This is a genomic window from Thermobifida cellulosilytica TB100, assembly GCF_001517975.1.
Classification (GTDB): Bacteria; Actinomycetota; Actinomycetes; order Streptosporangiales; family Streptosporangiaceae; genus Thermobifida; species Thermobifida cellulosilytica.
This window is the reverse complement of the sequence record NZ_KQ950180.1, coordinates 1,073,282-1,097,549: the sequence shown is the minus strand read 5'-3', so window position 1 is coordinate 1,097,549 and position 24,268 is coordinate 1,073,282. Positions and strand designations below refer to the sequence as shown.

The following is a 24,268-nucleotide window of genomic DNA, read 5'->3' as shown; positions in this document are numbered from 1 at the left end:
ACCCCGTCAGTCGGCCGCGAGACCGAGGAGCGCCAGGTGTCCGACAGCACCGCTCGTGAAGAGCCAGAGCTCGTTCAGCTCTTGACCCCCGACGGAGAGTACGTACCGCACCCCGACTATCCGTTCGACCCCACCCCCGACCACGTCCGCGGCCTCTACCGCGACCTCGTCCTGGTACGCCGCCTCGACGCCGAGGCCGTCGCCCTCCAGAGGCAGGGCGAGCTGGGCCTGTGGGCGTCCCTGCTCGGCCAGGAGGCCGCACAGATCGGCTCGGGCCGCGCCCTGCAACCGCAGGACATGGCCTTCCCCTCCTACCGTGAGCACGGAGTGGCCTGGTGCCGGGGGGTGACCCACCGGGACCTGCTGGCCATGTTCCGGGGCGTCACCAACGGCGGCTGGGACCCCTACGAGCACAACTTCCACCTCTACACCATCGTCATCGGCAGCCAGACGCTGCACGCCACCGGGTACGCCATGGGCGTCCAGCGCGACGGCGCGCTCGGCCCGGACGGCACCGCCGTCATCACCTACTTCGGCGACGGGGCCACCAGCCAGGGCGACACCAACGAGGCGTTCAACTACGCCGCGGTCAACAACGCGCCGGTCGTCTTCTTCTGCCAGAACAACCAGTGGGCCATCTCCGAGCCGTCGGAGCGCCAGACCCGTGCGCCCATCTACCGCCGGGCCGCCGGGTTCGGCTTCCCCGGGCTGCGCGTGGACGGCAACGACGTGTTCGCCTGCCTCGCGGTCACCCGCGACGCGCTGCAACGCGCCCGGGAGGGCCAGGGTCCCACGCTGATCGAGGCGTTCACCTACCGGATGGGCGCGCACACCACCTCCGACGACCCCACCCGTTACCGGGCCTCGGAAGAGGCCGAGGAGTGGCGGCGCAAGGACCCGATCGCCCGGGTGCGGTCCTACCTGGTCCGCGAGGGCATGGCCGACGACGACTTCTTCGCCGGGGTCGACGCCGAGGCCGAGAAGCTGGGGGAGCAGGTGCGCACCGACTGCCGTGCGCTGCCCGACCCCGCGCCGCTGGACATCTTCCGCGAGGTCTACGCCGAACCGCACAGCCACCTGGACCAGCAGCGCGCCGAGTTCGCGGACTACCTGGCCTCCTTCGAGGGCGCGGAAGGAGCGGCCCGATGAGCGGAACCGAACTCACCCTCGGCAAGGCGATCAACGCGGGGCTGCGCCGCGCCATGGAGGACGACCCCAAGGTCCTGGTGATGGGCGAGGACGTGGGGCGGCTCGGCGGGGTCTTCCGGATCACCGACGGCCTGTACAAGGACTTCGGCCCGGACCGGGTGATCGACACCCCGCTGGCCGAGTCCGGCATCATCGGCACCGCGATCGGCCTGGCGATGCGCGGCTACCGGCCGGTCTGCGAGATCCAGTTCGACGGCTTCTTCTTCCCGGCCGCCGACCAGACCTTCACCCAGCTCGCCAAACTCCGGGCCCGCTCCGAGGGGCGGCTGACCCTCCCCGTCGTCATCCGCATCCCCTACGGGGGCGGCATCGGCGCGGTCGAGCACCACAGCGAGTCCCCCGAGGCCTACTTCACGCACACCGCGGGGCTCCGGGTGGTCACCGTCGCCAACCCCGAGGACGCCTACTGGATGATCCAGCAGGCCATCGCCTGCGACGACCCGGTGGTCTTCCTGGAGCCGAAGCGCCGCTACTGGGACAAGGCCACGGTGCACACCGGGGGTTCCCCCGCCGCGGCCACCCCGATGGGGGCGGCCCGCGTCGCCCGTGCGGGCACCGACCTCACCCTGGTGGCCTACGGGCCGATGGTCAAGGTCGCCCTCCAGGCCGCCGAGGCCGACACCGAGCACTCCATCGAGGTCGTCGACCTGAGGTCGCTCTCGCCGGTGGACTACGACACCGTCTTCGAGTCGGTCCGCCGCACCGGCCGCCTCGTCGTCGCCCACGAGGCCCCGGTGACCAGCGGACTGGGCGCGGAGATCGCCGCCCGGGTCACCGAGTCCTGCTTCTACCACCTGGAGGCTCCGGTCATCAGGGTCGGCGGGTTCGACACCCCCTACCCGCCCTCGCGGCTGGAGGAGCACTACCTGCCGGACCTGGACCGGATCCTGGACGGCGTCGACCGCTCGTTCGCGTTCTGAGGGGCTGGGGCATGACTCAACAGGGAATCCGACAGTTCGCGCTGCCCGACGTGGGCGAGGGCCTGACCGAGGCCGAGATCCTGTCGTGGGCCGTGCAGCCGGGCGACGAGGTCAAGGTCAACCAGGTCATCTGCGAGATCGAGACGGCCAAGGCCGTGGTGGAGCTGCCCAGCCCGTTCCCGGGCCGGGTGAGCGAGCTGCTGGTGGAGGCCGGAACGACGGTGGCGGTGGGCACCCCGATCATCGCGGTGGACACCGGTGGTGCGGACGGGGCGCCGCCCGCTCCGGCCGCCGCCGCGTCGGCGGACTCCGCACGGCCCGCCGAGGAGAAGCCCGAACCGGTGCTCGTCGGCTACGGCGTGAAGAGCGGGGCCACCCGGCGCCGGTCGCGCCGCCGCACGGGGCCGCCCGCCCTGTCCCGTCCGGCCGCCCCGCAACGGGGGACCCGGACCGTGGTGCTGGCCAAGCCGCCCGTGCGCAAGCTGGCCAAGGACCTCGGCGTGGACCTGCACGCGGTCACCCCCAGCGGGCCGAACGGGATCGTCACCCGCGAGGACGTGCGCCGCCACGCCGCCCAGGCCGAGCCGCAGCCCGCCCCCCGCGCACCCGAACCGGCGGTCTCCGCACCGGCGCCGACCGCCGCCGACCGTACCGCGCGGGAGGAGCGCATCCCGGTCAGGGGCGTGCTCAAGCACATGGCGGCGGCGATGGTCGACAGCGCCTTCACCGCGCCGCACGTGACCGAGTTCCTCCAGGTGGACGTCACCAGGACGGTGAAGGCCGTGCGCAGGCTGCGGGAGCGTCCGGAGTTCGCGGACGTGAAGGTCTCCCCGCTGCTGCTGGTGGCCCGGGCGCTGCTCGTGGCGGTGCGCCGCCACCCGCGGATCAACGCCTCCTGGGACGAGGCGAACCAGGAGGTCGTCGTCCGGCACTACGTGAACCTGGGGATCGCGGCGGCCACGGAGCGCGGCCTGGTGGTGCCCAACATCAAGGACGCCGACCGGCTGCCGCTGCCGAACCTGGCGCGGGCGCTGGCCGAGCTCACCGAGAAGGCGCGGAGCGGGCGGACCTCGCCGGCCGACCTCACCGGCGGCACCATCACCATCACCAACATCGGCGTCTTCGGCGTCGACGGGGGGACCCCGATCCTCAACCCGGGCGAGGCCGCGATCCTGGCGGTCGGCCAGATCCGCGACATGCCGTGGGTGCACAAGGGCAAGCTCAAGATCCGCAAGGTGGCGACGCTGTCGCTCTCCTTCGACCACCGGCTCGTCGACGGCGAGCTGGGCTCGAAGGTGCTGCGCGACGTCGGCGCGGTGCTGGAGAACCCCAAGGAGCTGGTGCTGGCCTGGGGGTGACCGGGCCGGCCGCGACGAGTCCGCGGGGCCCGGGGCGGAGCGCGTCCGCCCCGGGCCCCGCCGTGTCCACAGGCTGTGGACGCGCGGATCAGGAGGAGCCGTCCTCGGCGGGCTCCTCGGAGCGCTGGGCCTCAAGAGCGACGCGGATGGCGTTCTCGGCCGCGTCGAGAGCGGCGCGGGCGGTGATCGCGTTGGTGTGGGCGCGGTCCAGGTCCTCCAGCGCGATGCAGTCGAACGACACCCGGGCGTCGTGGATGGCCTGCTCCAGTTGGCGTGAGGCTTCTTCGAGGCCGACGTGCATGTTCCCCCCTGACAACTCCTGCCGCTTACGCACCGTGAATATCCCCTGGGTGTCCCGCGGTATGCACCGCGGCGTCACGGTTCCGCGGAACCGGGGCCCCTGTCACCGCAGACCAGTAGAGTCGCGGCATGACGGACAACAGCGCGACCGCTCCCGGCTGGCACCTCGGTCCCCTGGCCGCCTTCGACCTGGAGACGACCGGGGTCGATCTCGAACGCGATCGCGTCGTGACCGCGGCGGTCATCGAGACGGCCGCCGACGGCTCCCCCAGCGCGCGGCGGACCTGGCTGGTCGACCCCGGAACCGAGATCCCCGCCGCTGCCGCCGCGATCCACGGCATCAGCACGGAGCGGGCCGCCGCAGAGGGGCAGCCCGCCGCCGCCGCGGTGGCCGAGATCACCGAGGCCCTGGAACGCCTCCTGGCCGCGGGGATCCCGCTGGTCATCATGAACGCCCCCTTCGACCTCACCATCCTGGACCGCGAGTGCCGCCGCCACGGCGTCGTCCCGCTGTCGGACCGGCTCGCCGCGGTCGCCCCGATCGTCGACCCCCTGGTCCTGGACCGGCACGTCGACCGCTACCGCCGGGGCAAACGCAACCTGGAGGCGCTGTGCGCCCACTACCGGGTGCGCCACGACGGGGCCCACGAGGCGGGTGCGGACGCGGCGGCGGCCGCGGCGGTGGCCCGCAGCATCGGCCGCTCCGCAGCACGCCTGGCCGGTCTGTCCCCCCTGGAGCTCCACGACCTCCAGGTGCGCGCGGCAGCCGAGCAGGCCGCGTCCTTCGAGGCGTTCCTGCGCCGCAAGGGGCAGACCGACGCGCGCATCAGCCGGTCCTGGCCGCTGATCCCGCTGGAGGAGGAGCAGCCGGGCCTGTGGTGAGCCGGGGGAATCCGACCGGCGAGGCATGAACGGCGGTGACCTGGGAAGTCGGTGGAAGGTTTCCGTTCCGTGCTCTCGCGGAAGGAGGCGGCGCGCAGGCGCGCCGGTTCACCGTGGTACGCAAGAATCTCGGGTCACCCGAACAGGCTGTCGAACCGGTCGAGAACCGGGAACTGCTGTGGGAACCGCCTCCCGTCCTCGAGGCCGAGCGGGCGCCGCGGACGGACTGGGCGGTCTTCGCCGCGGCGGCCACCCTCACCCTGGCCTTCGTGGTGTGGGGCGCGGTCTCCGACGAGTCGCTGGCCTCCGTCGCCGGGAGCCTGCTGTCCGGACTGATGCGCTACGGCGGCTGGGTGTTCGTCCTCACCGCGTCGGTGTTCGTGGTGTTCGCGCTGTGGCTCGCCCTCAGCCGGTACGGCCGGATCCCGCTGGGCCGGGAGGGCGAGGCCCCCCGCTACACCACGGTGTCGTGGATCGCGATGATGTTCGCCACCGGTATGGGCATCGGACTGATGTTCTACGGTGTCGCCGAACCGCTCGCCCACTACGTCACCCCGCCGCCGGGGACCGCGGGCGGCGACGACGCGCAGCGCGCGCTCACCGCGATGGCCACCACGCTGTTCCACTGGACGCTGTACCCGTGGGCGATCTACGCGGTGGTCGGCCTGGCCATCGCCTACACCACCTTCCGCCGCGGCCGCAGCCAACTGATCAGTGCGGCGTTCATCCCCCTCATCGGGGAGAAGGCCGCGAACGGGCCGATCGGCAAGACCATCGACGTGATCGCCGTCCTCGCCACCCTGTTCGGGTCGGCGTGCTCCCTGGGGCTGGGCGCCCTACAGATCGGCGGCGGCCTACAGAGCCTGGGCTGGGCGGAGGAGACGACGATCGGCCTGCTCCTCCTCGTCATCGCCGTCATCATGGCCTGCTACCTGGTCTCCGCGGTGTCGGGGATCGCCCGGGGCATCAAGTGGCTGTCCAACACCAACATGGTCATGGCCGTGGTGCTGCTGGTCTTCGTGCTGGTCACCGGGCCGACCGTGTACATCCTCAACCTGATCCCGAGCTCGGTCGCCGCCTACTTCCAGGACTTCTTCCAACTGGCCGGGCGTACCGAGGCCACCGGGGCGAGCGGGACCGGCGAGTGGCTGTCGACGTGGACGGTGTTCTACTGGGCGTGGTGGATCTCCTGGACCCCGTTCGTGGGGCTGTTCATCGCCAAGATCAGCCGGGGACGCACCATCCGGGAGTTCGTGACGGGCGTCATCCTGGTGCCCAGCGTCGTCAGCCTGGTCTGGTTCTCCGTCTTCGGCGGCACCGCGATCAGCCTCCAGGCGTCGGGGGTCGACCTGGCCGGGACGGGGGAGATCGAGGAGCAGTTCTACGGGATGTTGCAGTACTTCCCGTGGAGCACGGCGGTGAGCGTGCTGGTCGCGCTGCTGGTCGCGATCTTCTTCATCACCGGCGCGGACTCGGCGTCGATCGTCATGGGCACGCTCACCCAGCGCGGCGCGGACCAGCCGCGGGTGCCCATGACCGTGCTGTGGGGGCTGCTGATCGCCGCGGTCGCCGCGATCATGCTGCTCGTCGGCGAAGGGGGCAGCACCGCCATCGACGGGTTGCAGAACATCACCATCCTGGGGGCCGCGCCCTGGCTGGTCGTGATGGTCATGCTGTGCGTGGCCCTGCTGAAGGGGCTGCGGCGCGACCCCGCGGCGATGCGCGCCCGCAGGGCACGGGAGCTGGTGCACGAGGCGGTCGTCACCGGCGCCCGCACCTACGAGGAGGGGTTCCGGCTCTCCGTGGCCCCCGCGGGATCGGAGGTGCCGCCTCCGCGGGGGAGCAGTACCCGGTCCCGTGGGGAGGCCCCGCATGATGCGGGTGCCGGGGGTAGTGGACAGCGGGGCGACCCGCCCCGGACGTGACACCCCTGGAGGCCGTGATGCTGAAACTCGTCCTGGTCCTGCTGGCCGTCTGGCTGGTGCTGTCCATCCTCGGCCTGGTCATCGAGGGACTGTTCTGGTTGTTCGTCATCGGCGCGGTGCTCTTCGTGGCGACCGCGGTCTGGGGCTGGGTGCAGAACCGGACCCGGTGAGGGCCGGGGCGCGCGGCCGGTCCCGCCGCGCGCCCCGCGTCCTCAGGCGGCCCGGACCGGTCGGCGCAGCGCAAGGCGCTCCGCCAGCGTCCACGCCGTGGACACCGCCAGGTGGACCCCGGCGGCCGGCGGCGAACACCGCGATCAGCACCGTGGTGAACGGCAGGCAGGTGAGCAGGCCCGCGGAAGGCGCCTGCCGTCCGCGAACGGCGAGGAGCCTCCCGGTTCCGGGACCGGGACGGAGCGGGGTCGGTGCGGTCACGCGGCCGGAACGGCCGCGCCGGGAGTCCGGGGCCAGGGCTTTCCGGGCACGTCGGGAGCCGCGGAGACGACGACGCCGATGCGCTGGCGGAGCGCGCCCCTCCGGGCGTGGGGTTCGGTCTCGGCGGCCCGCGGGCAGCAGCGGGGGACGGCGATCCACGGCAGGGCCGCGCCGACGGCGAGCACCGCCAGCGCGCCGAGCGGCCCCAGGCCCGGGGCGGTGCCGTCCAGCCCGGACAGGAGGGCCTGGGCGAGGACGGACGCCACGGCACACCTCCCGTCGGTCTCCGGCGGTCCGCCGGGACAGACGTGCGGGGCCGGAAGAAAGTTCCCGCGGCCGGGGTACGGGGCCCGACCGCGGGGCGCTGACCCGACTGCGTCAGCGGGATTCCGGTGGGGCGGGAGGCAGGTGCGGGACCGGCCCGTCCCACCGCGGAACCGGGGCTTGGGTCAGTGGGAGATGAGGGCGCCCACGCCGCGGCTGAGCAGTGCGGCGGCGACACGGGTGCCCAGGCGGGTCGGCCGGTTGCCGGCGTCCTGCTCGCACACCTCGACCATGTGCCTCCCGTCACGGGTGAAGACCAGTCCGCGCAGGGAGAGCCTGCCGTCCGGCAGCGACCAGCAGTGTCCGGCGATGGGGCTGTCGTAGTGGGCCCGCAGGCCGTGTTGCAGGGTGCGTTCGGCGGTGATGTGGGCGCGGGTGAGCGGGTCGTCGATCGTGTAGAGCAGATCGGCGAGGGGGACGTCGTCGATCCGGCAGGCCACACCGATCGCTGCGGCCCCGATCGGCGGACACATCATCTCCAGGTCGAGGGGCTGCATCGCCCGGTCCTCCGGCGGGTGCGGGCGGGCGATCTCGGAGTGGGCCACGATCACCGCCTCGTACTCGTCCTGGGCGTCGAGGGCGTCGATCTGGCTGTCGGCGTCCCCGTGCGTGGTGTGGACGGTCAGGTCGGGGCGGTAGCGCAGGAGCTGCCCGCAGCGGTGGACGGAGGCGACCCCGACACCGGCTCCCGGGGGGAGTTCGGCGAGCGTCCGGTAGGGCGATCCGGCACGGAAGACGGCGACGTCGTGGATGTCCTCGCGGCGGATGTAGGCGCCGAAGGTGATGCCCTCCGGGACCGTGGAGTCGCTGGGTACCTCCTTCATCCAGTGCACCGCGAGGTCGATCTGACCGGAGAGCAGGCGCTTGTCGAGCTCCCGTTTGGCGGCGGTGCGTCCGTGGAGCGAGGCGAACCCGCCGACGCGACGCTCCGCGGCGGTCTCGATGGGGATGATCTCCATGGAGATCTCGGGAAGGGCTTTGGCCAGCAGGTCGCGCACGTGGAGTGCGTGGACCCGGGCGGTGGGGGAAACGCGAGTACCGATCCGTAACCGTTGCTGTTCTACAGGAAGCACAACCTCAAAGATAGGCATGTTACGCGCATATCAACAGGAATTTAACAAGCTCGAAACATGAAAATCCGGCAATGGTTCACCCGGTTCCCGGCCGTCGCAGCAGTTCGTGTCGCGGACGGCGGTGACACGCCGTTCCTGTCGCCTTTGTTTACACAGGGTGTCAGCTCCATGACCATTGGGCAAGGAATTGCGCTTCCGGAGGTGGAGAACCAGCCGTGCCCGTCCGTCCGCACCATCTCGCCGCCATGGCCGCCGCCATCGTCCAGACGGCGCCGCCGCCTGTTCCCCGGCGCACGGGCGGACCGGTGACCGTCCACTACGAGTCCGGCCACCGGCAGACGATCGGGATGGTGACCGCCCGCCGCCTCCGGTGCGACCAGGGCGGGGTCGTGGCCGTGGACACCGACGCGGGCACCGGGTACTCCCTGTACGCGGGGCCGTCCTGCCATCCGGCCCTGGTGCTGTGTTCGGAACGCGGCAGAATCGAATTCGATATTCCTGTTCGGGCCGGATCGATCCGGATCGAGGATTCTGCGAGCCATTCCGCTGCCCGGATTCGCCATGGATGCGTGTGATACGACCGTTTTTCTGCGGCGGCCTGTTCCACTGCCCGCGCGGTGATTCTCCGCCGGACCGGGGTCAACCGCCGACGATTTCGGCGAGCCGCTTCCACTGGGACGGGTCGGCCAGCGCCGATCCCACGGCCACCGCCCGGGCGCCGGCCGCCAGGTAGTCCGCGGCGTCGTGCGCCGAGACTCCCCCGGTCGCCACCAGGTTGGCCTCGGGGAACGGGCCGCGCATGGCGGCGAACCAGGCGGTCCCCAGCACGCTGGCCGGGAACGCCTTCAGCCACGTGACGCCGTGCCGCAGCGCCTGCTGGATCTCGCTGGGCGTCGCCACCCCGGGCAGGTGCGGCAGTCCCGCCGCGAGCGAGGCGGCCAGGACCTCCCCGTCGAAGCCGGGAGCCACGGTGAAGGCGGCCCCCGCCTCGGCGGCGGCGGCCACCCGGGCGGGCGTGGTCACCGTGCCCGCGCCCACCGGTCGGCCGCGGCTCCGGCCCGCCGCCACCGCCGCGCGCAGCGCGGGAAGCGCGTCGGGCGACTGGATGGGCACCTCGACCAGGTCGATGCCCAGGTCCCAGGCGCGGTTGGCCAGCTCGACGGTGGTCTGCTCGGACATGCCGCGCAGGATCGCCATGACCCGCTGACCGGCGAAGAGGTCGGTGAGGTCCACAGGCATCGGTCACGCTCCGGAGAAGTGGGGAGGGGACGGGAGGGGGAACAGCGCCGGGTCGGGCACGCGCAGGGCGGCCCAGTCGGCGTCGGACAGGGCGAGGAGGCGCTCGCGGGCCGGGCGCGGCGGCAGGGGCGCCAGGTCCGCGGTGCTCAGCAGGGTGGCGGCGGCCATGACGTGGCCCAGCCGCAGGCACTGTGCCGGGGCACGGCCGTCCAGCAGACCGGAGAGGAAGCCCGCGGCGAAGGCGTCGCCCGCGCCGACCGCCTCGACCACCTCGACCCGGGGAGCGGGTACGACCACCCGCTCCCCGCGCGCGTAGTGGACCGCGCCGACCCCCGCGTCCTTGACCACGAGGTGGGCCACGCCGTCCAGCAGTGCGCGGACGTCGTCGGCGGTGGCGGTGTGCCACAGCCGTTCGGCCTCGTCCCGGCCGACGAGGACCAGGTCGGCGGAGCGGGCCAGCTCCAGGAGCGGTTGCGCCGCCCTCGCGGCCGGCCACAGGGCGGCCCGGTGGTTGACGTCGAAGGAGACCAGCGGCGGCCCCGGGGCGCGTCCGGTGAGCAGCCTCCGGGTGAACGCGGCGCAGCCCGCCGACAGTGCCGGGGTGATCCCCGACAGGTGCAGCAGCCGCGCGGCCCGCAGTTCCGGCCGGTCGGCGAGTTCCGGGCCGATCGCGGAGGCGGCGGAGCCGTGCCGGTAGTAGTACACCGCGGTGCCGTCGGGAGCGGGGTCCTTGAGGTAGAGGCCGGTCGGGCGCCGCGGGTCGGTCTCCACCAGGGAGACGTCGACCCCGTAGCCGGTCAGCGTGCGGGTGACGATCCGCCCGAACGGATCGTCACCCACCCGGCCCACCCAGGCGACCCGGTGGCCCAGGGCGGCCAGTCCGCAGGCCACGTTGGACTCCGCGCCGCCGATCCGCGGCAGCAGCGGGGGCTGGTCGACCAGCGGGACCGCCGACGCCGGGGCGAGCTGGCCCATGGTCTCGCCGATGCAGATCGCGTCGTAGGAATCGGTTCCGGCCACCGTGCCGCCACCTCCGCACTGCTGCCCGCCACCCTAACGCCTCCGGCAGGCCCGGGGACGGCGGTGCGGAGCGCCCGCCGGGCCGCTCCGGGCGACTCGGCACGCGCTCGGGGCGGGGCGGCGGGCGCTGCGGATCAGGAGATCCGGCGCGCGGAGTGGAAGTGCTGGTCGTAGTAGCGGGACAGGTCGACGATCTGCACGTTCTTCCCCGGACGCGGGGCGTGGATCATCTTGTTGTCGCCGGCGTAGATGCCCACGTGGCTCGGGCCGGAGTAGAAGAAGACCAGGTCACCGGGGCGCAACTGGGAACGGGAGACCGGCGAGCCCTGGGTGACCTGGTCTGTCGTGGTGCGTTTCAGCGTTACTCCGGCCTGTCTGAAGGACCACTGCACAAGCCCGGAACAGTCGAAGGCGGACGGTCCGGCGGCCCCCCAGCGATAGGGGGCGCCGATCTTGCTCTCGGCGTGGCGCAGCGCCTTCACGCCGACGCCGCTGTCCTTGCCGCTCTTGCTCTTGCTGCCCTTGTCGTCCTTGCTCCCCTTGCTTTCCTTGCTGCTCTTGTCGGTGTCCTTGCTCCCCTTGCTGCCCTTGCCGTCCCGAGCCTGCTGCTCCTGAGCGGAGTCCGCTCCCGGGTCGACACGGTAGGGCGCACCCGTGACCGGAGTGGCGGTCGCGATGCTGACCGTGGCGGCCAGCGTCAACGCGGAGAAAGCCGTGGCGGCCCGCCCGATGATGCGGGGTGCCTTGCTGCGCTGTGACCGGCCGGGACCCTCGTTGCAGAACATGGTGTCTTCCCTCGATTTTCGGACAAAGGACCACAATCGTCGTGCGGAAGGGGATGACGCTGCCCACGGAAACACAAGGGCGCTCCGGCGGCGGATATAAAAACCGAATCGGCGTGTCTTGTCGAATCACTGACGGAAGGCGGCTCTGTGCGATCGGATCGGAAGTACCGGAGAGGGGAGGGGGGAGAGGGGCGCTGTGACGGGAAAGCACCTCTTCGACGGGTCGGGGAAGATTGGCCGGTTATCGGAGAAGCCCCTGCTGATATGTGCTTCAGACAACATCACGAGCAAGTCACAGCGTGGCTTAACGCGGAATTTATCCATCCGATCATCCCATGAATCGCCGCGGGCCGGGGGTGATCCGAATCTGTGATCAAACCCCCGGCCGAGGTGTCGATGGAGTAGTGGCGAAAAAAGTGCTCCCTGTGATTTATTGGTCGTTCCTTGACCCTGGGAAAACCGGTGGGTGCGAGAATTCCGGTAACCCGCGCAAAAGGATTTTCCGGAGCAGTGCGGGAGGAATCACCACACTGTCGCCGGGACCGGCGTCCGGGGCCCCGCCCCGTCCGCCGCGGCGGTCTCCCCGGAGCGGGGCGGGCGGCCCGCGACGCGGCGCCGACCCCGCTGGTATGGGGCTGATGTGGGGCATCGTCCGGCTTGCGACCGCTGTGGGCTACGATTCCGGAAGCCATGATTATCCGTGCGGCCGTCCGGTCTGACCTCGGTGCGATCCTGCGGCTCCTGCGCGACCTGGGGGAGGCGGCTCCCACGCAGAGCGGCACCGTTCGCATGTCCTCGGCCACCGTGCGGGCCTGGACCCGGATCGAGAACGACCCCGAGCGCACCGTCCTGGTGGCCGAACGGCGCGGACAGATCATCGGCACCCTCGACCTGATCGTGATCGCCAACCTCACCCACGACGCCCAGCCGTGGGCGGTGGTCGACAACATGGTGGTGGACGCGGCCTACCGGCGCACCGGGATCGGCCGGGCCCTGCTGGAGGAGGCGGTCAACCGCGCCGTGCAGGCCGGCTGCTACAAGATCGAGATGCTCGCCCACGAGAGCCAGAGCATCGCCCGGGAGTTCTGCCTGGCGATGGGCTTCAGCGCGTCCGCCGAGGGCTTCCGCCGCTACCTGTGAGGGGCGGCGTACGACGGTGAGGGGGCGGGACCGCTCCGGTCCCGCCCCCTCACCGCGTCACAGCGGTCCGTGTCACGAGGCGGTGGAGTCCTTGCTCCCCTGCTCGGTGGCCACGGGACGGCGGTAGATGCCGGTGAGACCGACGTTCGAGGGCGGAACCGGAACCGTGGCCTCGTCGTCGGTCGGCGCCGGACCCGAGTAGCGGAAGCCGTCCGGGCGTCCCGGAAGCGGACGCACCGGCTGCGACACCGGGTCGGCCTTCGGCTGCTCCTCGGGGTTCAGGTTGACCGTGGCCTCGTTGTCGGCCGGCGCCAGCCGGGTGGTGGCCTCGTCGTCCGGGGAGGAGGACGGCGCGGCCTTGGCCGCGGGGGCGGGGGCCTGCTTGGCCTCGGCGGGAGCAGCCTCGGCAGGAGCGGGCTTGGCGGGGGCGGGCTGGGCGGGTTTGGCCGGTTTCGCGGCCTCGGCCGACTTGGCGGCCTCGGACTTGCCCTCGAAGTCGGACCGCTTGAGACCGGCGTCCAGCACCCCGGCCTTGGCCTCGGCCTGGAGCAGCTCGGCGAGGGTGTCGCGCATGTCGTTGAGACGGCGCAGCGCCTCCCCGTGCGTCGCGGTCAGCCGCTTCAGCCGCCGGTCGGCGGTGTCGTGGATCTTGTTCGCGCGTGCCTCGGCCTCGCTCAGCTTGCGCTCCGCCTCCTTGGCGGCCTGGTCGCGCAACTGCTCGGCCTCCTTCTTGGCGGAGGTGAGCAGCTCCTTGGCCTCGTCGCGGGCGCCGTTGACGATCCGCTCCGCCTGCTCCTGGGCGCTCTTGACCTTGGCCTTGGCCTCCTCCTCGGCCGCGGCCCGGATCTCCTCCACCTCCTTGTCGACCTGGGCCCGCTTGTCCGCGGCCTCCTCCTCGGCGATGCGCAGGATGTTGGCCAGGCGCTCGCTGATCTGCTCGTGCTCCGGCTTGACCGCGGCCTTGGCCTTGGCCTCGGCGAGCTCGTGGCGCAACTGCTCCAGCTCGTCGTGCGCACGGGCCAGGCGCTCCTGGAGGTCACGGAGCTGGTTGTGGTTCCTGACGACGAAGTCGTCGACCTGACGCTTGTCGTATCCGCCCTTGCGGACCGTCGGGAAGGCGTCTTCGCGCAGCAGGTTCGGAAGTATCTCTGAGTGTTCGTTCATGTCCTTGGTCACCAGGTCGCAGTGATCGGGCGGGATGTGTTTTTACTCTCTGCCTATCATTCCCGTAACACCTCGGAGGCGAGGAGGGGGAATCCTCGTTCGCAGCGGGAGAACGCAGTAGCGCGAGCGGGGACGAACAGAGTGCGGTCTGTGGCGCCGGGCAAGTCGGTGTGCCCGGCGGTGGCGTGTCCGTACCGGCCCCGGCGTGCGGCGTCGGCACGGGCGCGGCCCCACCGCGTCGGTCAGAGGCCGCCACACTAAAGTATGGGCGATTGTGCCCCCGCGTGGACGGTATCGGTCATTTCCGCTCTCCGCACGCGATCCTCTGCCCGAGGAGGTCATATGCCCGACAGCGGTGTGGTACCGCATATCGGATCGGCCGATTTCGGCACGCCGGAGATCCATCCCGACGCCTGGATCGCGCCGGGCGCGGTGGTGGTGGGACGGGTCCGGATCGGCGCCCGCAGCAGCGTCTGGTACGGGTCGGTCCTGCGCGCCGACACCGAGGACATCGTCGTCGGGGAGCGCTGCAACATCCAGGACCTGTGCTGCCTGCACGCGGACCCCGGACAGCCCGCGGTCCTGGGGGACGGGGTGAGCCTCGGCCACAAGGCGATGGTGCACGGCGCGGTGGTCGAGGACGGCGCGCTGATCGGGATCAACGCCGTCGTCCTGGGCCGGGCGACGGTGGAGGCCGGAGCGCTCGTGGCCGCGGGCGCGCTGGTGCCGCCGGGTAAGCGGGTGCCCGCGGGGACGCTGTGGGCGGGAGTGCCCGGCAGGGTCGTCCGGGAGCTGACCGACGCCGAGCGGGAGAACCTGGTGGGGACCGCCGAGCGGTACATGGGGTACGCGGCGCAGCACCGCAGCGTCGAGTGGCGCTGACCCCGGCCGGGACGTCCCCGGCGGGACCGCGCACCGGCTCCGCCGCACGGGGAGGCAGGCGGCCGCCGCAACGAGGCCCCGGTCGGGCCGACAGCCGGGAACCGTCGGCCGCGCACGCACCGGCTGGGGCGACGAACCGGGCGATCATCCCGAACAACTCTTTCGGTCACATATGAGTTTCACAGAGTGACCGCATTGACGGGCGGAAAGGCCGCGGCCGGCGTTTCGACCGCGGCCCGGGAGCGGTGGGCTCGGGCCTTTCTGCCGTGCCTCTCCTTTTCCGGAGTTCCGGCCGCGGTTTCCGAGACGATCCGGGGCTTTCCCGGCGGTGCCCGCCGGGGACCCGTCCTTCCCGGCCCCGGTCGGGCGTCCGGTTGTCCCGCCGGAGGCCCAGCCGGAAGGCGGCCCGTGCTGCGCGGTCCGCGGGGCGCGCGAGCGCGGTGCCGACTCCGGTCGCGCGGAGGCCGCCCGATGACGCCGAACGCGGTCGGCGCGCCCGGCCGCGGATGCCCCGCCCCGGCCCGCCTGCGGCACCCCGGGAACGGGAATCCCGAACGTGCGCTTTGAGCTCGGGAGGGGCGGAGGATATGGCGTCCCCCATAATTCGCCCTCCTCTTCCTCCGCGTCGGCATTCGCGTTGTTCTGGGCGCTGGAAGGGTGCGGCCGACGGTATTGGCAATGGCCTTCCGGATTGATTCCGGACAAGTCCTGCCGCGCACCGGTGACGTCCAGAAGGGGTCCGGGAAATTCATTGCCCACTATTCTCAAGAATTTTACCTTCCGGATTCGGTGCGCCGGTAAAGAAAACCCGGCGGCCGTTTGCGGCAGAGCGGGGCGGGTGGGGCCGGGACCGTGTCCAAGGAGCCGCTGCGGCCTGCGGTTGCGCCACCCCGGAGACCTGGTTCTCCCCTGGTGACAGGGGTGGTCGAGGGCGGCTGCCGCGTGGCCGTCCGGCGCGGTGCGCATGCCGGGGGAGCGCGGGTCCCGCGCCGCGCCCGCCGCGGCGAAGCGTGGGCGCACGCGACCGCACCGGCGGGGAGAGGACCGGGACAGGCTCCTTCACGCACTGTTGTCGACGCAGGTCACAACTGTTCTTCCAGGTTTCCTCATTATCTTTCTCCGGGTGCTCCGATCGGAGACGAAAGCCGGAATGAGCCAGCTCGTACGGTCACCGGAAACGAGGAATCCGTGGCATTGGAGAACTAGCTCTACGGGCGGTCGGAAAATGGTCCCTATGGGTCATGCCGAGGATGACTACTGTCACGTAACCTTGGGCGGGACAGTGGTGGAGACCCGTCGCCGGGAGGACCGGGAGTCGGATGGGAGGTGGCACGGGTGGACGATCCCCACGTGTACCTCCACGACGCCGTGGCCCTGGCCGAGATCGACCTGTACACCGACGTCCTGGCGGCGGTGAGCGAGGCCGACGCGCCGCTCACCACCGAGGAGCTCGACCGGGTGCTGGGCCTGCTCCCGCCCGCGGCCGTCCCGTCCCGACCGGTGTCCTGTGCGCGGTCGGCCCGCCCCGGCGCTCCCGGGCTGCCGGTCTGAACCGCCCGGCGCCGCGGGCGAGGATGGGTGGCATGACTTTCTCAGCGGAGCTCGACCGGGTGCGCGAGCTGTTCGACGCCGAGGACTACCCGGCGGCGGTCGACGCTCTGGAGGCGCTGCTGCCGAAGCTGGCGAAGACCTTCGGCGAGGACCACGAGGACGTGCTGCACGCTCGGGTGGTGCTGGCACAGGCGTACAACAGCGTGGGCGAGCCGGAACGGGCGCTGGAACTGGCCCGGGGGGTGCTCTCCGACATCGAGCGGCACCTCGGCGCGGACCATCCGCTGTGCGCCCGGGCGCAGATGGTGATCGGCCGGGGGATGGACCTCCTCGACCGGCCCGAGCAGGCCGAGGAGTGGTACCGGCGCGCCGCCGGAGAGGACCCGGTCGCCATGGTCGACCTCGGGCTGCACCGCTACCGGGCGGGCGACCGGGAGGAGGCGGCGGCCTGGTGGCTGCGCGCCGCCCGGGCCGGGGACGACAGCGCGATGGGCTACCTCGGCCACCTCTACCGGCGCGAGGGGAACACGGGGCGGGCGGAGGCGTGGTACCGCAGGGGCGCCGTCCGGGGCAACGCCGACGCGATGAACGGCCTCGGCCTCCTCCTCTTCACCACGGGGGAGACCGAGGAGGCCGAGGCCTGGTTCTTCCGGGCGGCGGACCGGGGAAACGTCTCCGCCATGGTCAACCTGGGCCTGCTGCACCGGCACGTGGGCCAGTGGGACGAGGCGGAGCGGTGGTTCCGCAGGGCGGCCGGGAAGGGCGACGCCGACGCGCTGATCAACCTGGGCCTGCTGCGCCAGCAGGCGGGCGACCTGGACGAGGCGGAGCGGTGGTACCGGGAGGCGGCCGGGAAGGGCGACGCCGACGCCATGGTCAACCTGGCGCTGCTGCTGGCGGAGGGGAGACCCGCCGAGGCGGAGTCCTGGCTGCGCCGGGCCGCCGAGGCGGGCCACCCGGACGCCTGGGACCACCTGGAGCACCTCGCGGAACGTCCCGACCTGTAGCGGACGCCCGGAACACGGCGGGGGCCGCGGTGCCGGGGCGGGTCACCCCGGGCACCGCGGCCCCCGTCCGGTTGTGCCGGACGCCGGTGGGCGGCGAGAGGGTCAGACCGTCTCCTTGGCCTGCTCCCCTCCCTTCTTCGCCGACTGGAGCAGGAGCTGGGCGACGTCCATGACCTCGACGGACTCGGGGGCCTCCTGCTTCGACTTCTTCTCGTTGACCGCGTCGCTCACCATGACCTGGCAGAACGGGCAGCCGGTGGCGATGAGGTCCGGCTTGGTGGCCAGCGCCTCCTCGACGCGCTCGACGTTGATGCGCTTGCCGATGCGCTCCTCCATCCACATGCGCGCGCCGCCCGCGCCGCAGCAGAAGCTGCGCTCCCGGTTGCGCGGCATCTCGGCCTTGGTCACCCCGGGCACGCCGGTGATCAGCTCACGCGGCGGCTCGTAGACCTTGTTGTGGCGGCCCAGGAAGCACGGGTCGTGGTAGGTGACGTTCTTGTCCACCCGCTCGATCGGGGCGAGGCGGCCCTCCTTGACCAGTTGGGCGAGCAGCTTGGTGTGGTGCACCACCTCGTAGTTGCCGCCGAGGGCGGGGTACTCGTTGCCGAGCGTGTTGAAGCAGTGCGGGCAGGTGACGACGATCTTGGTCGCGCCGACCTCGTTGAGCGTCTCGATGTTCTGCTGGGCGAGCATCTGGAAGACGAACTCCATGCCCAGGCGGCGCGCCGAGTCGCCGGTGCACATCTCCATGCCGCCGAGCACCGCGTACTTGACGCCCGCGATGTGCAGCAGCTCCGCGACCGCCTTGGTGGTCTTCTTCGCCCGGTCCTCCAGCGCGCCCGCGCAGCCCACCCAGAACAGGTACTCGGTGCCCTCGGGCAGCTTGTCCTCGACGACGGGGACCTCGAAGTCGACCTCGGAGATCCAGTCCATGCGCTTGGACTCGCTCATCCCCCACGGGTTGCCCTTGTTCTCCAGGTTCTTGAGCAGGGTGTTGGCCTCGGAGGGGAAGCTGGACTCGATCATGACCTGGTAGCGGCGCATGTCGAGGATGTGGTCGATGTGCTCGATGTCCACCGGGCACTGCTCGACGCAGGCGCCGCAGTTGGTGCAGGACCACAGCACGTCGGGGTGGATGACGCCGTTCTCCTCCTCGGTGCCCACCAGCGGGCGGCTGAGCAGGGCCAGCACGTCCTCGTGGACGTCCGGGGTCTCCTCGGTGATCCCCTGCATCAGGTACGGGGCCTTGGCGTAGGCGTGCTCCCGCAGGTCCATGACCAGCTTCTTGGGGGACAGCGGCTTGCCGGTGTTCCAGGCCGGGCACTGCGACTGGCAGCGGCCGCACTCGGTGCAGGTGGTGAAGTCGAGCAGGCCCTTCCAGGTGAAGTCCTCGATCTTGCCGACGCCGAAGGGGTCCTCGTCGGGGTCGGCCTCTTCGAAGTCCAGCGGCTCGCCGTCCTTGTCGAGCATCTGCTTGGCCGGGCCGAGCGCGGCCGAGCCGTCGGCGTTGCGCTTGAAGTAGATGTTGACCGGCGCGGTGAAGCGGTGCCAGGCCACGCCCATGGTCAGGAACACGCCGATGGCGATGAAGAACAGCCAGGAGATGACCAGCTTGAAGGCCGCCACGGAGGCGAGCAAGGGCTCGCTGGCCGGCAGGACCGCGCCGAACGCGTGCGAGACCGGGGTGGCCCACACCGGGAACGGGAACTCGCCGAGGGCGACCTTGACGCCGCGGATCACGAAGATCGCGACCAGCAGGGCGATGATGTAGGCCTCGACGTAGTAGGCCGTCCAGTGCCGGGAGTTGGCGAACTTGGACCTGCGTCCCAGGACGCGCGGCCCGCGCAACTGGCGGTAGATCGTCAGGCCGACGATCCCGACCAGGCTCAGGGTGGCGATGACCTCGATGAACAGGCCGTAGACCGTCCAGTCGTGGATGAGCGGCAGGTGGAAGTGCGGGTCCCACACCTCGCCGTGCGCTTCGGCCACCGTGAACACCAGGGCCGGGAACGACACCATGATGAACCAGTGGGCGATGCCGATCCAGCGCCACTTGAGCATGCGCGTGTGACCGACGGTCTCGATCAGTGTGTTCGTGATGCGGCGCCCGAAGTCTGCCTTCCGAGCGGCTTCCACCGGACGGCCGACGCCCAGGACGCGGACCATGCGGCTGATGCCGTAGGCCCACACGGCGACTCCGACCACGGCGAAGGCGGTCGTGATGATCCCCAGTATCAGGTAGAGCATCGCCCGCGGCCTCCCAACGTGATGTCGTGTCCTGGTGTGCGGCACACCAGGGGTCCACCCAATGTTACTAGCGAGTAATACCCGACGGGTCAATGCTCCGCCGGCCCCGCCGCTGACCGACTGGGCGGGATGGCTGGTTGTCAAGGTTAGTGAAGAGGGTGTGCGCCCTTTTCAGGTGGGTAGCCGGTCTGTGGTGCGAAGCGGGCGGCTCCGGCGGCGACCTCGGGGTCTCCCCCGAGGGCCGGCTCCAGGCTTCCCCTGGGATGTCCCCGGAACCGGCGGGGCGCACGAAAGAAGTCCCGGTCGCGGGGAACAACACGGGGCGCCTCCTGCGTTGTCATGGGTGCGAAAGAAACTTGAGTCTGATCGACTCAACTGATTTGACAGTGAGTCTGGGGCGAAGCAATATTGCGTTAGACAGACTCAACTTTGACGGAGGAAGCACTCATGGGACGTGCGGTCGGTATCGACCTGGGAACAACGAACTCGGTCGTTGCAGTACTGGAGGGCGGCGAGCCCACGGTCATCGCCAACGCCGAAGGCGCCCGGACCACCCCGTCCGTCGTGGCCTTCGCGAAGAACGGCGAGGTGCTCGTCGGTGAGGTCGCCAAGCGTCAGGCGGTCACCAACGTCGAGCGGACCATCCGCTCGGTCAAGCGCCACATGGGCACCGACTGGAAGACCCACATCGACGGCAAGGACTTCAACCCGCAGCAGATCAGCGCCTTCGTGCTCCAGAAGCTGAAGCGCGACGCCGAGGCCTACCTCGGCGAGGAGGTCACCGACGCGGTCATCACCGTCCCGGCCTACTTCAGCGACGCCGAGCGGCAGGCCACCAAGGACGCGGGCAAGATCGCCGGCCTCAACGTCCTGCGCATCATCAACGAGCCCACCTCCGCCGCGCTCGCCTACCACCTGGAGAAGGAGGGCGAGGCCACCATCCTCGTCTTCGACCTGGGCGGCGGTACCTTCGACGTCTCGCTGCTGGACGTCGGTGACGGCGTGGTCGAGGTCAAGGCCACCCACGGCGACAACCACCTCGGCGGCGACGACTGGGACCAGGCCATCGTGGACTGGCTGGTCGAGCGGTTCAAGAACAGCAACGGCGTCGACCTGTCCAAGGACAAGATGGCGTTGCAGCGGCTGCGCGAGGCCGCGGAGAAGGCCAAGATCGAGCTGTCCAGCTCCACCGAGACCTCGATCAACCTGCCCTACATCACCGCCTCGTCCGAGGGCCCGCTGCACCTGGACGAGAAGCTCACCCGCGCCGAGTTCCAGCGGCTCACCGCCGACCTGCTGGAGCGCACCAAGGCCCCGTTCCACCAGGTCATCCGGGACGCCGGGATCGACGTCAGCAAGATCGACCACGTGGTGCTGGTGGGCGGCTCCACCCGCATGCCCGCCGTGGTCGACCTGGTCCGCGAGCTGACCGGCGGCAAGGAGCCCAACAAGGGCGTCAACCCCGACGAGGTCGTCGCGGTCGGCGCGGCCCTTCAGGCCGGTGTGCTCAAGGGCGACGTCAAGGACGTGCTGCTGCTCGACGTGACCCCGCTGTCGCTGGGCATCGAGACCAAGGGCGGCGTGTTCACCAAGCTCATCGAGCGCAACACGGCCATCCCGACCAAGCGCTCCGAGATCTTCACCACGGCCGAGGACAACCAGCCGTCGGTGCAGATCCAGGTCTACCAGGGCGAGCGCGAGATCGCCCAGTACAACAAGAAGCTGGGCGTCTTCGACCTGACCGGCCTGCCCCCGGCGCCGCGCGGCGTGCCGCAGATCGAGGTCACCTTCGACATCGACGCCAACGGCATCGTCAACGTCACCGCCAAGGACCTCGGCACCGGCAAGGAGCAGTCCGTCACCATCTCCGGCGGCTCCGCTCTGCCCAAGGAGGACATCGATCGGATGATCCGCGAGGCCGAGCAGTACGCCGAGCAGGACCGCAAGCGCCGCGAGGAAGCCGAGATCCGCAACAACGCCGAGTCGCTGGTCTACCAGACCGAGAAGGTCATCTCCGACAACGAGGACAAGATCCCCGCGGACGTCAAGAACGAGACCCAGGAGGCCCTGGCCGGCCTGAAGAAGGCGCTGGAGGGCAGCGACATCGAGGCCATCCGCAGCGCCAGCGAGAAGGTCGCCCTGGCCAGCCAGAAGATCGGTTCCGCGATCTACAGCCAGAGCCAGCAGGCCTCCGGTGCCGGCGCCTCCGGCAGCCAGGGCTCCGACGACGCCGACGTGGTGGACGCCGAGATCGTCGACGAGGAGACCAAGCGCGAAGGCAACGCCTGAGACCCAACTCTGGATGAGGAGGCGTAACTAAATGGCGGTGCCGGAGAACGAGCACAGCACAGAGCAGGAGGGGCCGGTGATCCGCGACAACCGGCGCATCGACCCCGAGACCGGCGAGCCGCGCGTCCCGGAGGAGACGACCGAGTCGCCCTCCTCGGACGCCGAAGCGCAGGCGACCGAGTCCGCCGCGGCGGAGACGCCCGCGGCGGACGAGGAGGAGTTGAACAGGCTGCGGCAGGAGGTCGCCGAACGCACCGACGACCTCAAGCGGTTGCAGGCCGAGTACGTCAACTACCGCAAGCGGGTCGAACGCGACCGGGCTGCGGTGCGCGAGCAGGCCCTCGCCCAGGTCCTCAGCGAACTGCTGCCGATCCTGGACGACATCGGCCGCGCCCGCGTCCACGACGAACTGGTCGGCGGCTTCAAGTCGGTGGGCGAGGCGCTGGAGTCCCTGGTCGCCCGGATGGGGCTGAAGAAGTACGGGGAGAAGGGCGACGAGTTCGACCCCTCCGTGCACGAGGCCCTGACCATGGTGCCCTCCGCCGACGTGACCGTCCCGACCGTCATCGAGGTGTTCCAGCCGGGGTACCTCATGGGCGAGCGGGTGGTCCGCCCGGCCCGCGTGGTCGTGGCCGGTCCCACCGAACAGGACGCGGGGGCCTCCGCGGAGGAGCCCGCGTCCGCCGAAGCGGACGGCACGGCCGAGGAGGCCGCGCCCGCGGAGGCGAGCGGGACCTCCGAGGAGGCCGCGGAGTCCTCGGAGTCCTCCGACCGTCCCGAAGGGGACAGCAACACCGCGAGCGAGTAGCGCGCGAAGCGGGAAGGCGTGTCCCGGGCCGCGGCCCGGGACACGCGGCCCATTCACCACCTGAGCACGGAGCGGGAGAAGCAGACGTCGATGAGCACCAAGGACTACCTGGAGAAGGACTACTACAAGGTCCTCGGAGTCTCAAAGACGGCCACCGCGGACGAGATCCGGAGCTCCTACCGCAAGCTCGCGCGCAAGTACCACCCCGACGCCAACAAGGGCGACCGTGAGGCCGAGAGCCGGTTCAAGGAGATCTCCGAGGCCTACAGCGTCCTGTCGGACGAGAAGCGCCGCAAGGAGTACGACGAGGCCCGGTCGCTGTTCGGCGGCGCCTACCGTCCCGGCGGGGGCGGCGTCGGCGACTTCAACCTGGGCGACCTGTTCGGCCAGACCGCGGCCAGCGGCGGCGAGCGGCTCACCGACCTGTTCGGCGGGCTGTTCGGCGGACGCGGCCGGTCCAGCCAGGCCCGACGCGGCGCCGACCTGGAGACCGAGACCACCCTCAGCTTCACCGAGGCGGCCAACGGCACCACCACGAGCTTCAAACTGACCACCACGACCTCCTGCCCCACCTGCCGGGGCACCGGAGCCAGGCCGGGCACCACCCCCCGGGTCTGCCCCAAGTGCGCGGGGACCGGCCACGAGAGCACCAACCTCGGCGGCTTCTCCCTGTCCGAACCGTGCAGCCTGTGCAAGGGACGGGGCTTCCTCGCCGACGACCCGTGCGCCACCTGCAGCGGCTCCGGGAACGTGAAGAGCACCCGCACCGTGCAGGCCCGCATCCCTCCGGGGGTGGCCGACGGCCAGAAGATCCGGCTGCGGGGCAAGGGCGAACCGGGCGAACGCGGCGGCCCCGCCGGCGACCTGCTGGTGACGGTCCGGGTCAAACCCCACCCCGTGTTCGGCCGGTCCGGCGACAACCTCACCGTCACCGTCCCGGTGACCTTCCCCGAGGCGGTGCTCGGTGCGGAGGTGCGCGTACCCACCCTGAGCGGGCTCCCGGTCACGGTGAAGATCCCGCCGGGTACCCGCAACGGCCGTGTGCTGCGCGTCCGGGGCAAAGGCGCCACCCGGCGCGACGGCACCACCGGAGACCTGCTGGTGACCGTCGAGGTGGCGGTGCCGCAGAATCTCAACAGCGAGGCGCGGGAGGCACTGGAGCGGTTCCGGGCCGCCACAGCCGACCACAACCCGCGCGCCGACCTGGAAGCCCGGGCTAAGGGGGCGTGAGAACCATGAACAACGCGCTCGGCGACGACACTCCCGTCTACGTGATCTCGGTCGCAGCGGAACTGTCGGGACTCCACCCGCAGACCCTGCGCCAGTACGACCGGCTCGGACTGGTGAGCCCGGGACGTACGGCGGGCCGCGGTCGGCGCTACTCGATGCGCGACATCCAGATGCTGCGCGAAGTGCAGCGCCTGTCCCAGGAAGAGGGCATCAACCTCGCCGGGATCAAGCGGATCCTGGAGTTGCAGCGCGAGGTGGCCGAACTGCGCGAGCACATCTTCCACCTGCACAACGAACTGAACGCGGCGCGGTCCGCCGCGGCCCGGCGCGCCGGCAGCACCCGGTCCTCCGGGGGCGGCGGCGAGCTCCTCCCGGTCCACCGCACCCGCGTCACCATCTTCAACCGCACCACGACCCAGCCTCCCGAGACGCAGTAGCAGCCCCGGGCCGCCCCGGCCCCGGGCTCCTTCGGGCCTCCGGCGG

The 24,268-nt window shown here is 71.1% G+C and carries 23 protein-coding genes; 15 read left to right on the top strand and 8 right to left on the bottom strand.

Annotation, left to right across the window (positions count from 1 at the left end):
* The first annotated feature begins 36 nt into the window (after positions 1–36).
* The 3 genes from pdhA to AC529_RS04700 are packed head-to-tail and all read left to right on the top strand — an operon-like array spanning position 37 to position 3,487.
* On the top strand, positions 37–1,149 hold the full coding sequence (gene pdhA, locus AC529_RS04710) for a pyruvate dehydrogenase (acetyl-transferring) E1 component subunit alpha (protein WP_068753803.1): 1,113 nt from the start codon (positions 37–39) through the stop codon (positions 1,147–1,149).
* Positions 1,146–2,129 carry an alpha-ketoacid dehydrogenase subunit beta gene (locus AC529_RS04705; RefSeq protein WP_068753801.1) on the top strand — a complete coding sequence of 328 codons (984 nt, stop codon included), beginning with the start codon at positions 1,146–1,148 and terminating at the stop codon, positions 2,127–2,129. Before pdhA ends, AC529_RS04705 begins: the two co-directional genes overlap by 4 nt.
* Positions 2,130–2,140: 11 nt before the next feature.
* Positions 2,141–3,487: a dihydrolipoamide acetyltransferase family protein gene (locus tag AC529_RS04700; RefSeq protein ID WP_068753799.1), complete on the top strand. Its 1,347-nt coding sequence runs from the start codon at positions 2,141–2,143 to the stop codon at positions 3,485–3,487.
* A gap of 88 nt (positions 3,488–3,575) precedes the next feature.
* On the opposite strand, the gene AC529_RS04695 is transcribed toward AC529_RS04700, so the two are convergent.
* Positions 3,576–3,788, bottom strand: coding sequence for a hypothetical protein (locus AC529_RS04695; RefSeq protein WP_068753797.1), 213 nt, complete (start codon positions 3,786–3,788; stop codon positions 3,576–3,578).
* 128 nt (positions 3,789–3,916) lie between these two features.
* Here AC529_RS04695 and AC529_RS04690 point away from each other — a divergent pair, with 128 nt between their 5' ends.
* From AC529_RS04690 to AC529_RS19955, 3 genes are all read left to right on the top strand, one after another.
* On the top strand, positions 3,917–4,669 hold the full coding sequence (locus AC529_RS04690; RefSeq protein WP_068753795.1) for an exonuclease domain-containing protein: 753 nt from the start codon (positions 3,917–3,919) through the stop codon (positions 4,667–4,669).
* Between the two features lie 113 nt (positions 4,670–4,782).
* Complete coding sequence (locus tag AC529_RS04685) at positions 4,783–6,594, top strand: BCCT family transporter (RefSeq protein WP_068753793.1); 1,812 nt, start codon at positions 4,783–4,785, stop codon at positions 6,592–6,594.
* 17 nt (positions 6,595–6,611) lie between these two features.
* A complete protein-coding gene (locus AC529_RS19955; protein WP_198156290.1) occupies positions 6,612–6,764 on the top strand; it encodes a DUF7554 family protein in 153 nt (50 codons plus the stop codon).
* A 258-nt stretch (positions 6,765–7,022) separates the two neighbouring features.
* On the opposite strand, the gene AC529_RS04680 is transcribed toward AC529_RS19955, so the two are convergent.
* Both AC529_RS04680 and hemC read right to left on the bottom strand, forming a co-directional pair.
* Entirely contained in the window at positions 7,023–7,292 is a 270-nt protein-coding gene (locus AC529_RS04680) for a hypothetical protein (RefSeq protein ID WP_068753791.1), read from the bottom strand.
* A gap of 183 nt (positions 7,293–7,475) precedes the next feature.
* A complete protein-coding gene (hemC, locus tag AC529_RS04675; protein WP_083947922.1) occupies positions 7,476–8,441 on the bottom strand; it encodes a hydroxymethylbilane synthase in 966 nt (321 codons plus the stop codon).
* Between the two features lie 227 nt (positions 8,442–8,668).
* On the opposite strand from hemC, the gene AC529_RS04670 reads away from it, so the two are divergent.
* Entirely contained in the window at positions 8,669–8,998 is a 330-nt protein-coding gene (locus AC529_RS04670; RefSeq protein WP_083947998.1) for a hypothetical protein, read from the top strand.
* 64 nt (positions 8,999–9,062) lie between these two features.
* Here AC529_RS04670 and AC529_RS04665 read toward each other — a convergent pair whose 3' ends face one another.
* From AC529_RS04665 to AC529_RS19425, 3 genes are all read right to left on the bottom strand, one after another.
* Positions 9,063–9,662 (bottom strand): bifunctional 4-hydroxy-2-oxoglutarate aldolase/2-dehydro-3-deoxy-phosphogluconate aldolase, encoded by a 600-nt coding sequence (locus tag AC529_RS04665; RefSeq protein WP_198156288.1) that lies wholly within the window; start codon positions 9,660–9,662, stop codon positions 9,063–9,065.
* Positions 9,663–9,665: 3 nt separating this feature from the next.
* A complete protein-coding gene (locus AC529_RS04660) occupies positions 9,666–10,682 on the bottom strand; it encodes a sugar kinase (RefSeq protein ID WP_157080047.1) in 1,017 nt (338 codons plus the stop codon).
* Positions 10,683–10,816: 134 nt separating this feature from the next.
* Entirely contained in the window at positions 10,817–11,467 is a 651-nt protein-coding gene (locus tag AC529_RS19425) for a C40 family peptidase (RefSeq protein ID WP_083947921.1), read from the bottom strand.
* 690 nt (positions 11,468–12,157) lie between these two features.
* Between AC529_RS19425 and AC529_RS04650 the strand changes: the two genes are divergently transcribed.
* Positions 12,158–12,607, top strand: coding sequence for a GNAT family N-acetyltransferase (locus tag AC529_RS04650; protein ID WP_068753774.1), 450 nt, complete (start codon positions 12,158–12,160; stop codon positions 12,605–12,607).
* Positions 12,608–12,679: 72 nt separating this feature from the next.
* Here the strand turns inward: AC529_RS04650 and AC529_RS04645 are convergent, their stop codons facing one another.
* Positions 12,680–13,771, bottom strand: a complete 1,092-nt coding sequence (locus AC529_RS04645; RefSeq protein ID WP_232306571.1) for a DivIVA domain-containing protein — start codon at positions 13,769–13,771, stop codon at positions 12,680–12,682.
* A 342-nt stretch (positions 13,772–14,113) separates the two neighbouring features.
* Between AC529_RS04645 and AC529_RS04640 the strand changes: the two genes are divergently transcribed.
* The 3 genes from AC529_RS04640 to AC529_RS04630 all read left to right on the top strand — a co-directional run bounded on the left by AC529_RS04640 (position 14,114) and on the right by AC529_RS04630 (position 17,211).
* On the top strand, positions 14,114–14,653 hold the full coding sequence (locus tag AC529_RS04640; protein WP_068753773.1) for a gamma carbonic anhydrase family protein: 540 nt from the start codon (positions 14,114–14,116) through the stop codon (positions 14,651–14,653).
* A gap of 1,335 nt (positions 14,654–15,988) precedes the next feature.
* Positions 15,989–16,204 (top strand): hypothetical protein, encoded by a 216-nt coding sequence (locus AC529_RS04635; RefSeq protein ID WP_068753772.1) that lies wholly within the window; start codon positions 15,989–15,991, stop codon positions 16,202–16,204.
* 32 nt (positions 16,205–16,236) lie between these two features.
* Entirely contained in the window at positions 16,237–17,211 is a 975-nt protein-coding gene (locus AC529_RS04630) for an SEL1-like repeat protein (protein ID WP_068753771.1), read from the top strand.
* A gap of 102 nt (positions 17,212–17,313) precedes the next feature.
* On the opposite strand, the gene AC529_RS04625 is transcribed toward AC529_RS04630, so the two are convergent.
* Entirely contained in the window at positions 17,314–19,458 is a 2,145-nt protein-coding gene (locus AC529_RS04625) for a (Fe-S)-binding protein (protein WP_068753765.1), read from the bottom strand.
* A gap of 447 nt (positions 19,459–19,905) precedes the next feature.
* Here AC529_RS04625 and dnaK point away from each other — a divergent pair, with 447 nt between their 5' ends.
* The 4 genes from dnaK to AC529_RS04605 all read left to right on the top strand — a co-directional run bounded on the left by dnaK (position 19,906) and on the right by AC529_RS04605 (position 24,222).
* The gene (gene dnaK, locus AC529_RS04620; RefSeq protein WP_068753764.1) at positions 19,906–21,747 is read left to right on the top strand and encodes a molecular chaperone DnaK; all 1,842 of its coding nucleotides are present in this window, start codon (positions 19,906–19,908) and stop codon (positions 21,745–21,747) included.
* A gap of 31 nt (positions 21,748–21,778) precedes the next feature.
* Complete coding sequence (grpE, locus tag AC529_RS04615) at positions 21,779–22,555, top strand: nucleotide exchange factor GrpE (RefSeq protein WP_068753763.1); 777 nt, start codon at positions 21,779–21,781, stop codon at positions 22,553–22,555.
* 90 nt (positions 22,556–22,645) lie between these two features.
* Positions 22,646–23,785, top strand: coding sequence for a molecular chaperone DnaJ (gene dnaJ / locus AC529_RS04610; RefSeq protein ID WP_068753762.1), 1,140 nt, complete (start codon positions 22,646–22,648; stop codon positions 23,783–23,785).
* 5 nt (positions 23,786–23,790) lie between these two features.
* Positions 23,791–24,222, top strand: coding sequence for a heat shock protein transcriptional repressor HspR (locus AC529_RS04605; RefSeq protein ID WP_068753760.1), 432 nt, complete (start codon positions 23,791–23,793; stop codon positions 24,220–24,222).
* The last annotated feature ends 46 nt before the right edge of the window (positions 24,223–24,268 follow it).